This window comes from Burkholderia sp. Tr-862, assembly GCF_011753085.1.
In the GTDB taxonomy this organism is placed as follows: domain Bacteria; phylum Pseudomonadota; class Gammaproteobacteria; order Burkholderiales; family Burkholderiaceae; genus Burkholderia; species Burkholderia ambifaria.
This window is the reverse complement of sequence record NZ_VWWG01000202.1, coordinates 1-10489: the sequence shown is the minus strand read 5'-3', so window position 1 is coordinate 10489 and position 10489 is coordinate 1. Positions and strand designations below refer to the sequence as shown.

General features: G+C 69.2%; 12 protein-coding genes. 8 read left to right on the top strand and 4 right to left on the bottom strand.

The features are described from left to right. Nucleotides 1-103 precede the first annotated feature (103 nt). The 4 genes from F3J14_RS30890 (at nt 104) to F3J14_RS30875 (ending at nt 2248) form a co-directional block, all read left to right on the top strand. Complete coding sequence (locus F3J14_RS30890) at nt 104-640, top strand: VWA domain-containing protein (protein WP_166726157.1); 537 nt, start codon at nt 104-106, stop codon at nt 638-640. A gap of 91 nt (nt 641-731) precedes the next feature. Continuing rightward, nucleotides 732-1184, top strand: coding sequence for a YaiI/YqxD family protein (locus tag F3J14_RS30885; RefSeq protein ID WP_166726156.1), 453 nt, complete (start codon nt 732-734; stop codon nt 1182-1184). Between the two features lie 128 nt (nt 1185-1312). Continuing rightward, nucleotides 1313-1885, top strand: a complete 573-nt coding sequence (locus tag F3J14_RS30880) for a DUF1993 domain-containing protein (RefSeq protein WP_166726155.1) — start codon at nt 1313-1315, stop codon at nt 1883-1885. A gap of 36 nt (nt 1886-1921) precedes the next feature. After that, complete coding sequence (locus tag F3J14_RS30875; RefSeq protein ID WP_166726154.1) at nt 1922-2248, top strand: low molecular weight protein tyrosine phosphatase family protein; 327 nt, start codon at nt 1922-1924, stop codon at nt 2246-2248. Nucleotides 2249-2263: 15 nt separating this feature from the next. Here F3J14_RS30875 and F3J14_RS30870 read toward each other — a convergent pair whose 3' ends face one another. After that, nucleotides 2264-2692: an NUDIX hydrolase gene (locus F3J14_RS30870; protein WP_006755936.1), complete on the bottom strand. Its 429-nt coding sequence runs from the start codon at nt 2690-2692 to the stop codon at nt 2264-2266. 162 nt (nt 2693-2854) lie between these two features. Beyond that, on the bottom strand, nt 2855-3094 hold the full coding sequence (locus F3J14_RS30865; protein WP_166726153.1) for a hypothetical protein: 240 nt from the start codon (nt 3092-3094) through the stop codon (nt 2855-2857). Between the two features lie 268 nt (nt 3095-3362). On the opposite strand from F3J14_RS30865, the gene F3J14_RS30860 reads away from it, so the two are divergent. The 4 genes from F3J14_RS30860 to F3J14_RS30845 all read left to right on the top strand — a co-directional run bounded on the left by F3J14_RS30860 (nt 3363) and on the right by F3J14_RS30845 (nt 8029). Further along, nucleotides 3363-4529, top strand: a complete 1167-nt coding sequence (locus F3J14_RS30860; protein WP_166726152.1) for a CoA transferase — start codon at nt 3363-3365, stop codon at nt 4527-4529. Nucleotides 4530-4646: 117 nt separating this feature from the next. Then, nucleotides 4647-5948 (top strand): citrate:proton symporter, encoded by a 1302-nt coding sequence (locus F3J14_RS30855; RefSeq protein ID WP_166726151.1) that lies wholly within the window; start codon nt 4647-4649, stop codon nt 5946-5948. Between the two features lie 110 nt (nt 5949-6058). Continuing rightward, nucleotides 6059-7225 (top strand): acyl-CoA dehydrogenase family protein, encoded by a 1167-nt coding sequence (locus tag F3J14_RS30850; RefSeq protein WP_166726150.1) that lies wholly within the window; start codon nt 6059-6061, stop codon nt 7223-7225. Nucleotides 7226-7285: 60 nt separating this feature from the next. Continuing rightward, a complete protein-coding gene (locus F3J14_RS30845; RefSeq protein ID WP_166726149.1) occupies nt 7286-8029 on the top strand; it encodes an IclR family transcriptional regulator in 744 nt (247 codons plus the stop codon). Between the two features lie 122 nt (nt 8030-8151). Here the strand turns inward: F3J14_RS30845 and F3J14_RS30840 are convergent, their stop codons facing one another. Both F3J14_RS30840 and F3J14_RS30835 read right to left on the bottom strand, forming a co-directional pair. Beyond that, nucleotides 8152-9507 (bottom strand): chitinase, encoded by a 1356-nt coding sequence (locus tag F3J14_RS30840; RefSeq protein WP_166726148.1) that lies wholly within the window; start codon nt 9505-9507, stop codon nt 8152-8154. Nucleotides 9508-9861: 354 nt separating this feature from the next. Continuing rightward, nucleotides 9862-10489, bottom strand: a 628-nt coding sequence (locus tag F3J14_RS30835) for a precorrin-3B C(17)-methyltransferase (RefSeq protein WP_211080407.1), incomplete at its 5' end; no start/stop codon positions are given.

Below are 10489 nucleotides of genomic sequence, written 5' to 3'. Positions count from 1 at the left end.
TTGTGTCTCTCAGGGTACGCGACCGACCGCGACCCAGCCCGGCGCAGACACTCGTTCCCTACACGACGCTCGTCCCAGCTTCGCCCCGAAGCGCGGCGGCCCGCTGCACGCCGGCCATCTGCGTTTTCGCAAACAGGCCGGCGCCCCGCGCGCGCTCCATTGCTTCGTGCTCGACTGTTCGGCGTCGATGCTGTCGCACGAACGGCTCGCGCTCGCGAAAGGGTTGATCGTCGCGTACTTCGACCAGGCCGCGCGCGACCGTGTGGAAACCGCGCTGATCTGCTTCGGCGGCAACGGCGCCGCACGGCGTTTCGGCCCGGCCATGCCGCGCTGGTGGAACGCGCGCTGGCTCGAACCAGTGGACGGCGGCGGCGGCACGCCGCTCGCGGACGGCATCGCGGCCGCCGCGCAATTGCTCGCGCGCGCGGCACGGCGTACGCCGGACCAGCAGCGCTGGCTGTGGGTGCTGTCCGATGGACGCACGCGCGAAACGCCACCGAAACCGGCGGCCGCCGATCACGTCGTGTTCGTCGATTTCGATGACGCGGCCGTGCGGATCGGGCAGGGCAGGCGGCTCGCCGACGCATGGGGCGCGCAATGGACGACGGCCGCGTCGCTGTGCCCCGGGCTGACAGGTTGACCAGCTGACCGGCTGATTGGGTCAGCCGCCGCGCGGGACGATCGCCGGCGCTGCGCTATGATCGCGGTTTCTGCTCACCGGAATGTCTGCCATGCAAGTACTCGTCGATGCCGACGCGTGTCCCGCCGTCATCAAGGACATGCTGTTTCGCGCCGCGCGTCGTGCCGAGATCTGCGTGACGCTGGTCGCGAACCAGTTCCTGCGTACGCCGCCGTCGCCGTTCATCAAGGCGGTGCAGGTGCCGGCCGGCTTCGACGTGGCCGACGCGCGGATCGTCGAGCTCGCGCAAGCCGGCGATCTCGTGATCACCGCCGACATCCCGCTGGCCGCGTCCGTCCTCGACAAGGGCGCGCATGCGCTCGACCCGCGCGGCAACTGGTTCAGCCGCGAGAACATCGAGGAACGCCTGTCGACGCGCGCGATGATGGATCAACTGCGCAGCTCGGGCGTCGACACGGGCGGCCCGGCCCCGTTCAGCGCACGTGACGGCAAGGCGTTCGCGTCGCAGCTCGACCGCTTCCTGGCACGCCACGGCAAGCCTTGACGCCGCCGGGCGCCGGTCGTGCGGCGTGTGATGCGTCACCGGTTTCGCGTCGAATCGTCGGCTGCGGCAGAATACGGATTCGCGCCGACATCGATATCGTGGCGCGAACGAACCCCCGGAGAGCATGGATGTCACCAACCCAACTTCTCGTTCCGACGTTGACCCAGATGCTGCGCGCGCAATCCGCGTGGCTCGACAAGGCCGCGGCGCACCGGCAGGCCGCCGGCGACGCACCCGATGCGCTGCTGACGCTCAAGCTCGCGCCCGACATGTATCCGCTCGCCGCACAGGTGCGGTTCTCGTGCTTCCAGGCGATGGAACCCGTCTACCGGCTGCGCGGCGAACCGCTGCCGGACGCGCTGCTCGCGCTGCGGGAAGCCGGCTGGCACGCCGACGCGCAGCCGGGCACGGTGAGCGACGCGCAGGGGATCCTCTCCGGCACGATCGCATTCCTCGGCGAACTCGCGCCCGACGCGCTCGATGGCGGCGCCGCGCGGCCGATCGCCCTCGAGCTGCCGAACGGCACCGCGTTCGACATGACGGGCGAGCAGTACGTGCGCGACTGGGCGCTGCCGCAGTTCTACTTTCACGCAATCGCTGCGTACGCGATCCTGCGCCATTACGGCGTCGAGCTCGGCAAGGCCGACTACGTGCCGCACATGCTGGCGTATGTGCGGCCCGACACGATTCCGCAGGGTTGAACGGATGACCGGACGAGCCGGCCACGGCGCGCCGGCATGACGCGGGCGCTTTTCATCTGCAGCCGCAACCGGCTGCGCAGCCCGACCGCCGAGGCGGTATTCGCGGCATGGCCGGGTGTCGAAACCGACTCCGCGGGACTCGCGCCCGACGCCGACACGCAAGTGTGCGTCGAGCAGCTCGAATGGGCCGAGATCGTGTTCGTGATGGAACGCGCGCACAAGGCGAGGCTGGCCGCCCGGTTCGGCGCCCGACTGAAGCACAAGAAGATCGTCTGCCTCGACATTCCCGACCGCTACACGTACATGCAGCCCGAGCTGGTCGCGCTGCTCGAACGCAAGGCCGGGCCGTTGCTGCGCGCGTGACCGGCGCGGGCCGGTTCAGCGCAGACGAAGCGGGCCGTCCGCGAGCGGGGAAAAGCGGTCGAGGTGCAGCAGCTCGATGATCTTGCGGGTCGGCACGCTCGCGCGCAGCGTCTCGAGGCGTTCGACGTCGAACCACTTGCAGCGCGCGATCTCGTTGCTCGCGCGCGGGATCAGATGTTTCGGCACCTCGGCCACGAACACGTGATGGAGCTTCGTGAGACCGCCGAACTGCACCGCATAGTCGAGCGCGAGCCCTTCGAGCCGCGTTTCCTCCGCCAGCTCCCGCTGCGCGGCCTCCAGCGGTGTCTCGCCGCGCCGGATCGTGCCGCCCGGCAGCGTCCAGCGCGCCGCGGTGCGCGCGACCAGCAGCACGCTGCTGCGCTGGCGGCACACGATCGTGGCGCGCTCCTTGATGCTGGCGACGGTATCCGGCCCGGTATTCATGTTCGGCAAAACAGGTACTGAATCGTGGAGTGAAATGCACGTCGACCGGCGTTGCCGGCCAGTCGCCCGATGGTCGGGCACGACGGCATGCAAAGCCGCCGCGCCGATCATACCGGCCGTTCGTGACAGTTCCGTGCGTTGCCGCGCGCCACACGCATCGCGTCACGCGTGCGTTTGTATCACCGGGCGCGCCGGCTTCCCGGACTGCCCGTGGCGCCGTTTGTGCAGGGCACGCCGGTGGTGCGGCGGCGTCACATGCCGACGCGCGGGCGCGGGCCGTGCGGCCGGCGCGGCGGCCCGCGGCTGTGATTGTCCCTCGCCAAAATGGAAGGTCTGGGTTTGTGCGCGGGCGACGCCCAACGTCGACGCCAGCACGAGGGCCGCGAGCAGCATGCGTTTCATGAAATCTCCGCCTTGGTTCAGATGAGCACCGTCCGCAGCTTAGCGAACCGCGACCCGGCGCGGCAACCGGCGCGCATTCGCTGTCGTCCCCGTGCAGGCTGCCGCGTCCTCCGCGGGATTGCCCGCGTATATCCGGCTTGACAATAAAATTCTCCGGTGTGAATATAAATTCACACACAAGAATTATTATTTGAGCCAGGAAAACCGCGCCGCGGAGTCGGCATGGCGGAACCGGCGGTCCGAACAACCGGAAGCAGGAGCGAGACGCATGGCGGAGCTGGAGCAGCAGGGCGCGTTGGCGGGGTTGCGCATCATCGATCTGTCGCGGGTGCTGGGCGGCCCGTACGCGACCCAGATTCTCGCCGACCACGGCGCGGAGGTGATCAAGGTCGAACCGCCGTCGGGCGACGAGACGCGCACCTGGGGGCCGCCGTTCGACGGCGACACCGCGTCGTATTTCCTCGGCGTGAACCGCAACAAGCTCGGCATCACGCTCGACCTGACCAAGCCGGACGATCGCGAGCGGCTGCTCGGGCTGCTCGAGCACGCGGACGCGCTGGTCGAGAACTTCAAGATCGGCACGATGGAACGCTGGGGGCTCGGCTTCGACGCGCTGCATGCGCGCTTTCCGCGCCTCGTCCATTGCCGCGTGTCGGGCTTCGGCGCGGACGGCCCGCTCGGCGGGCTGCCCGGCTACGACGCGGCCGTGCAGGCGCTGGCCGGCCTGATGAGCGTGAACGGCGAAGCGGGGGGCGCGCCGCTGCGCGTCGGCGTGCCGATCGTCGATCTCGTCACCGGGCTGAACGCGGCGCTCGGCGTGCTGATGGCGTTGCGCGAACGCGATGCGAGCGGGCGCGGCCAGTTCGTCGAATCGACGCTGTTCGACTGCGCGCTGTCGATCCTGCATCCGCATACGCCGAATTTCTTCCACTCGGGGAAGGCGCCGGTGCGCACCGGCAACGCGCATCCGAACATCACGCCGTACGACAGCTTTCCGACCGCGAGCGTCGACATCTTTCTCGCGGTCGGCAACAACGGGCAGTTCGCCGCGCTGTGCGACGTGCTCGGCACGCGCGACTGGCCCGACGACCCGCGCTTCGCCGACAACCGCGCGCGCAGCGCGAACCGCTCCGCATTGCGCACGCTGCTCGAAACGGCGCTGGCCGCACACGACGGCGCGGCGCTCGCCGAGCAGCTGATGCGCCGCGGCGTGCCGTGCGCGCCCGTGCTCGGGCTGGATGCGGCGCTCGACCATCCGCACGTCGCGCATCGGCAGATGAAGGTCGAGCTGGGCCGGCATCGCGGCATCGCGTCGCCGATCAAGCTCGGCCGCACGCCGGCCTCGTACCGGCGGCGGCCGCCCGCGCTGAACGAACACGCGGCGCAGGTGTTTGCCGACGCGCAACGAGACGACTCCGGCAAGCACGGCCACTGACACGCATCGCGGCCGGCGGCCGTGCGATGGCGCCGCATGCCGCCGCACGGCCTCACGCCGCTTCGGACATCACGCCGCACCGCGCCCGACGCGCGCCGGCGCCAGAGGAGACACATCATGCTCGCATGGATCGGCGCGATCGCGATCGTCGCGCTGTTCGGCCTGATCATCACGAAACGGCTGTCGCCGCTCGTCGCATTGATCGTCGTGCCGGTGGCCGCGTCGCTCGCGGCCGGCTTCGGACTCTCGACCGGCAAGTTCATCGTGCACGGCGTGCAGAACATCGGCCCGATCGCCGGCATGTTCGTTTTTGCGATTCTATTTTTCGGAATCCTCACCGACGCGGGGATGCTCGACCCGATCATCGCGGGCGTGCTGCGCGTGATCGGCTGCCATCCGCCGCGCATCGTGATGGGCTCGGCGCTGCTCGCGCTGCTGATCCATCTGGACGGCTCGGGCGCCGTCACGTTTCTCGTCACGCTGCCCGCGATGATGCCGCTCTATACGCGGCTCGGGATGGACCGGCGAATTCTCGCGTGCGTCGCGTCGATGGCGGCCGGCGTCAACTTCCTGCCGTGGGTCGGGCCGATGCTGCGCGCGTCCGCGGCGCTGCATATTCCCGGCTCGGCGATCTTCATGCCGATGATCCCCGTGCAAATCGTCGGGCTCGTGTTCGTGTTCGGCACCGCCTACGTGCTCGGTGTGCGCGAGGCGAAGCGGCTCGGGCTCGATCGCGCCGGCGCGGCGTCGCTCGCGATCGCGCCGCGCGAGCTGACCGACGCCGAACGCGCGCTGCGCCGGCCCGGGCGCTTCCGGATCAACCTGGCGCTGACGCTCGTTGTGCTCGGCACGCTGGTGTCGGGCATCGTCGACCCGATGGTGATGTTCATGCTCGGCACGGTCGCAGCGCTCGTCATCAACTATCCGGACGTGCAGGCGCAGCGCGAGCGGATCGACGCGCATGCGAAGGCCGCGCTGATGATGGCGAGCGTGCTGCTCGCGGCCGGCGCGTTCACGGGAATCATGTCCGGCACCGGGATGCTCAAGGCGATGGCCGAGGTCGTCGTCGCGCACGTGCCGGTCGAACATGCGCGCCACATGCCGTTCGTGCTCGGCCTGCTGTCGATGCCGCTCAGCCTGCTGTTCGATCCCGATTCGTTCTACTTCGGCGTGCTGCCGGTGCTCGCGGAAAGCGGGAAGCTGCTCGGCGTGCCGCCGATCCAGATGGCGCAGGCCGCGCTGCTCGGCCAGATGACGACCGGTTTCCCGGTCAGCCCGCTCACGCCGGCGACGTTCCTGATCGTCGGCCTCACCGGCGTCGAGCTGGCCGAGCACCAGAAATTCACGATTCCATTCCTGTTCGCCGCCACCGTGCTGATGGTGTTCACCGCGGTCGCGACGGGCGTGTTTCCTTTGTGAGCGTCCGCGTCCCTGTCGCGCCGCGCCGGCCTCCGCTGACGATGCACCCCCCGAGCCCGGTGGGGTATGGGGCGCACCGCGGCCGTTCACGTTTTCCAGGAGAGCAATCCATGCAGTTCGACCTGACCGACGACCAGCGCGCGATCGAAAGCGCGATCGAGAAAATCTGCGAACGCTTCGGCGACGACTACTGGCTCGAACGCGATCGCGCGGGCGGGTTTCCGTTCGACTTTCACGCGGCGCTCGCCGAGGCCGGCTGGCTCGGCATCGCGATGGACCCGGCCCACGGCGGCGCCGGTCTCGGGATGACCGAGGCCGCGCTGATGATGCGCACGATCAGCGCGTCGGGCGCGGGCCTGTCGGGTGCATCGGCCGTCCACATGAACATCTTCGGGCTGAACCCGGTGCAGGTGTTCGGCAACGACGCGCAGAAGGCGCGCTTTCTGCCGCCGCTGATCGCCGGGCGCGACAAGGCCTGCTTCGCGGTGACCGAGCCCGACGCGGGCCTCGACACGACGCACCTGAGCACGCAGGCGCGCCGCGACGGCGACCACTACGTGCTGAGCGGACGCAAGATCTGGATCTCGACCGCGCAGGTCGCAAACAAGATGCTGATCATCGCGCGCACGACGCCGCTCGACGCGGTCGCGAAGCCGACCGACGGGCTCAGCCTGTTCTACACCGACCTCGACCGGTCGCGCGTCGAGGTGCGCGAGATCGAGAAGATGGGCCGCAAGGCCGTCGATTCGAACATGCTGTTCATCGACAACCTGCGCGTGCCGCGCGACGACCTGATCGGCAACGAGGGCGACGGCTTCCGTTATCTGCTGCACGGGCTGAACCCCGAGCGGATCCTGATCGCCGCCGAGGCGATCGGCCTCGGGCAGGCCGCGCTGCGGCGCGCGACGCAGTATGCGTGCGAGCGCGTCGTGTTCGGCCGGCCGATCGGGCAGAACCAGTCGATCCAGCATCCGCTCGCGCAGGCGTGGATGCAGCTCGAGGCCGCGTGGCTGATGGTGATGAAGGCCGCGACACGCTATGACGCGGGGCAGTCGTGCGGCGCGGAGGCGAACGCCGCGAAGTACCTCGGCGCGGAAGCCGCGTTCCAGGCGTGCCAGACGGCGATCGCGACGCACGGCGGGATGGGCTATGCGAAGGAATACCATGTCGAGCGCTACCTGCGCGAGTGTATGATTCCGAGGCTCGCGCCCGTGAGTCCGCAACTGATCCTCTGCTACATCGCGGAGAAGGTGCTCGGGCTGCCGAAGTCGTACTGATCGTACCGGCCCGGCGGCTCGCCCGGCGCGCGGCCTCCCGTTCCGAATCAAGCGCTCGACATGGACGTCAAACTCGTTGCCCGCACGCTCGACCTGTTCGAGCTGTTCGCCGCCGAACGGCGGCCGCTGCCGCTCACCGAGCTCGCGCGCCTGCTCAATGTGCCCGCGTCGAGCTGCCTGGCGATGGCGCGCACGCTCGTGAGCCGCGGCTATCTGTACGAGGTGCGCAAGCGCGGCGGCTACTACCCGACGCGGCGCCTGCAGACGATCGCCGCCGCGATCGATGCGACGGATCCGGTCGTCGACATCGTGCATCCGCATCTCGTCGCGCTGCGCGATGCGAGCCGCGAGACGGCCGTGCTCGGCAAGATCCAGGGCGCGTCGGTCACGTACCTCGACGTCGTCGAATCCGAGCAGGCGATCCGCTATACGCGCGAGCCGGGCGAGCTGCGCCCGCTGCATGCGAACTCGATCGGCAAGGCGATCTTCGCGGAGCTCGCGAGCGATGCGCAGCAGACGCTCGGCGCACAGCTTTCATTCGAACGCTTCACCGATGCGAGCGTTGCGGACCTGCCGGCGCTCGTCGCGCAAACCGCGCGGTTTCGCGAACTCGGCTGGGCCGAGAACTTCGGCGAAAGCGCGCCGGAGCTGTCGGCAATCGCCGTCGCGCTGACGCTCGACGGCGACTGGTACGGGCTGTCGGTCGTCGGCCCGACCGAGCGGATCCGCCAGCATCGCGACACGCATGCGGCGCTGCTGGTCGACGCGAAGGCGCGGTTGCTGGCCGAGCAGGGGCGCGGCTAGCAAGGGCCGCGAAGCAGCGCGCAGCGCCTGCTTCGGCGGCCGTTCGCCGCTGCGCCGGACAGCGCCCCGGAGAACGGCCGCGGCCGGCCTGTCACGCGCCGGCGCGTCACGACTTCACGACGTCACGACTTCACCCATACGCCGCCGGCGCTCGGGTTGTCGCCTTGCGTCCACCATTTCGCGCAGTATTTCGCGCCCTGATACATCACGCACGTGCCGCCCTGGTACGCGGTCGTTGCCGACCACGTCGCCGTGCCGCCGCCGATCGCTTTCCACACGCTCGCCTGGCCCGGCACGTCGCCCTGCGTCCACCATTGCGCCTGGTACGTCGTGCCCTGATAGGTGACCGTCGCGCCGGCCGTATAGACCTGGCTGGCCGACCAGGGCGCGCCGGGCTGCGGCGTTCCGCCGTTCGAGCCGCCTCCGTAGTTCGGGTCCTGCGTGACGCCCGCGCCCCACTTGCCGTCGAGCTTGCGGAAGATCGACGCGAACGCGTACGGCTGCTGCGCGATGCCCGAGCAGGTCGGCGACACATACGCGCCGTTGTTCGGGCACGGCTGGTCGCGGCCGACCGACCAGTTGCCGAAGAAACCGTAACCGTTGTTGATCGCCGCATTCAGCACGCTCTGCGCATTGGCGAGCGTGAAGGTTTCGCCCTGCACGTCGTTCATCCCGATCATCGGCGTAACCCCGACCATCTGCCATAGTTGCGCGCCGGTCTTCGGCTGGCCGGCCGACTTGAACGCCGTGTCGAGCTGCGCGTAGAGCGCCTGCGCGGCGCTGATTGCCGCCGCGCCCATGTCGATGTTCGCGGGGCCGTAGTCCATCGTCATCAGGTTCACGGCGTCGAACGCGACCTTGTTCGCGATGGCAGCGGTCACGACGTTCACGCCATCCTGCGTGAGCCCGTTCGGCATCGTCGGCAGCGTCAGCGTGACGTGCAGCGGCCGGCCTTTCGCCGCGTAGTCGGACTGCAACTGCGCGAGCGCCTGGAAGTTGCGGGCGACGGCGGCGCTGTCCTGCTGCGAGGCGCCCTCGATGTCGAAGTCGACATGCGTGAGGCCGTAGGTGTCGATCACGGTCTGATAGGCCGTCTTCAGCGCGGGGACGGTCGAGCACGCCTGCATCAGCGGCGTGCCGTTCGCGCCGCCGAACGAGACCGCGATCTCGCCGCCTTTCGCGCGATAGCTCGCGATCGACGTCGACAGCGACGCGAGCAGATCGCCGCTCGCGCCGTTGCCGATCGGCTGCACGCCGCCCCAGGACGGCGCACAGCCGCTGCCCGCGGTCACGAACGCGAGCGTGAACTGCTGGATGCCTTGCTGGACGCCGATCCGGTCGACGAGCGGCGTCGGATAGAGCGTCACGTCGACGAACGGCGCATAGACGCCGGCGCCATGGGACACGCTCGCGACGGCGAGCAGGCAGCCCGCGACGAGCGCACGTGGATTGAAGCGCGGCAACACGTTGTTGTTCATTGTTTTCTCCAAGTGGAAGAGGGATACGCTGGCCCGCGTATCGCCGCCGGGGGGCGGCTACGGATGCCTGCCCAGCGGCATGCACATCTTGAAGGATTAGTTCTGAACAATGAACGATTGCGCGTTCTTTTTATTATTGCACTGTGCGTAAGTAACAATCTTGCCGATTCGAGCGCATATCGAAACGTAAAGCGGGCGATTTGTCCGCTTGGTCGTGCGATGAAGTGCAAGCGCCGGGCGCTCGACCCCGTGCCCACGGCGCGCTGCCAATGCGTGCATGGATGAGTCGCGCCGGCACCGGCACCGACGGCCGGCATGCTGGGCACGGACGCGCCGCGATGTGCGCAGCGGCTTTCAGCGATACCAGCGCGGCGTATAGACCCACTCGCGGCCGTCGCCGATCGCGAAACGCCGCGTCGTCGACGAACCGACGATCACCATCGTGCGCATGTCCACCTGGTCGCCGCGCAGCGCGCCGAGCGTCGTCGTCGCGAGCGTCGCGCCCGGCCGGCCGATATCGCGGCCGAGCACGACGACTGTGTCGGCCGCGCGGTGCGCGCGCACGACGTCGAGCGCACGATCGAGCTGCCACGGCCGCGCACGCGAGATCGGGTTGTAGAACGCCATCACGAGATCGGCTTGCGCCGCATGCCGCAGGCGCGTCTCGATCACGTCCCACGGCTTCAGGTTGTCCGACAGCGAGATCGCGCAGAAATCGTGGCCGAGCGGCGCGCCGGCCTGCGCGGCGGTCGCGAGCGATGCCGATACGCCGGGTTCGACGCGCAGCTCGACCGCCGCCCAGCGCGGGTCGCGCGCTTCGTCGAGCGCTTCCAGCACGGCCGCGGCCATCGCGAACACACCCGGATCGCCCGACGACACGACCGCGACGCGCCGGCCCTCGGCCGCCAGTTCGAACGCATGGCGCGCACGCTGCATTTCCTCGCGATTGTCGGTGCCGTGTACGCGCTGGTCCGCGCGGAAC

Coding starts and splice junctions, on each gene's coding strand:
- F3J14_RS30885 (WP_166726156.1), top strand. CDS start 732: ATGCAAGTACTCGTCGATGCCGACGCGTGTCCCGCCGTCATCAAGGAC.
- F3J14_RS30880 (WP_166726155.1), top strand. CDS start 1,313: ATGTCACCAACCCAACTTCTCGTTCCGACGTTGACCCAGATGCTGCGC.
- F3J14_RS30875 (WP_166726154.1), top strand. CDS start 1,922: ATGACGCGGGCGCTTTTCATCTGCAGCCGCAACCGGCTGCGCAGCCCG.
- F3J14_RS30870 (WP_006755936.1), bottom strand. CDS start 2,692: ATGAATACCGGGCCGGATACCGTCGCCAGCATCAAGGAGCGCGCCACG.
- F3J14_RS30865 (WP_166726153.1), bottom strand. CDS start 3,094: ATGAAACGCATGCTGCTCGCGGCCCTCGTGCTGGCGTCGACGTTGGGC.
- F3J14_RS30860 (WP_166726152.1), top strand. CDS start 3,363: ATGGCGGAGCTGGAGCAGCAGGGCGCGTTGGCGGGGTTGCGCATCATC.
- F3J14_RS30855 (WP_166726151.1), top strand. CDS start 4,647: ATGCTCGCATGGATCGGCGCGATCGCGATCGTCGCGCTGTTCGGCCTG.
- F3J14_RS30850 (WP_166726150.1), top strand. CDS start 6,059: ATGCAGTTCGACCTGACCGACGACCAGCGCGCGATCGAAAGCGCGATC.
- F3J14_RS30845 (WP_166726149.1), top strand. CDS start 7,286: ATGGACGTCAAACTCGTTGCCCGCACGCTCGACCTGTTCGAGCTGTTC.
- F3J14_RS30840 (WP_166726148.1), bottom strand. CDS start 9,507: ATGAACAACAACGTGTTGCCGCGCTTCAATCCACGTGCGCTCGTCGCG.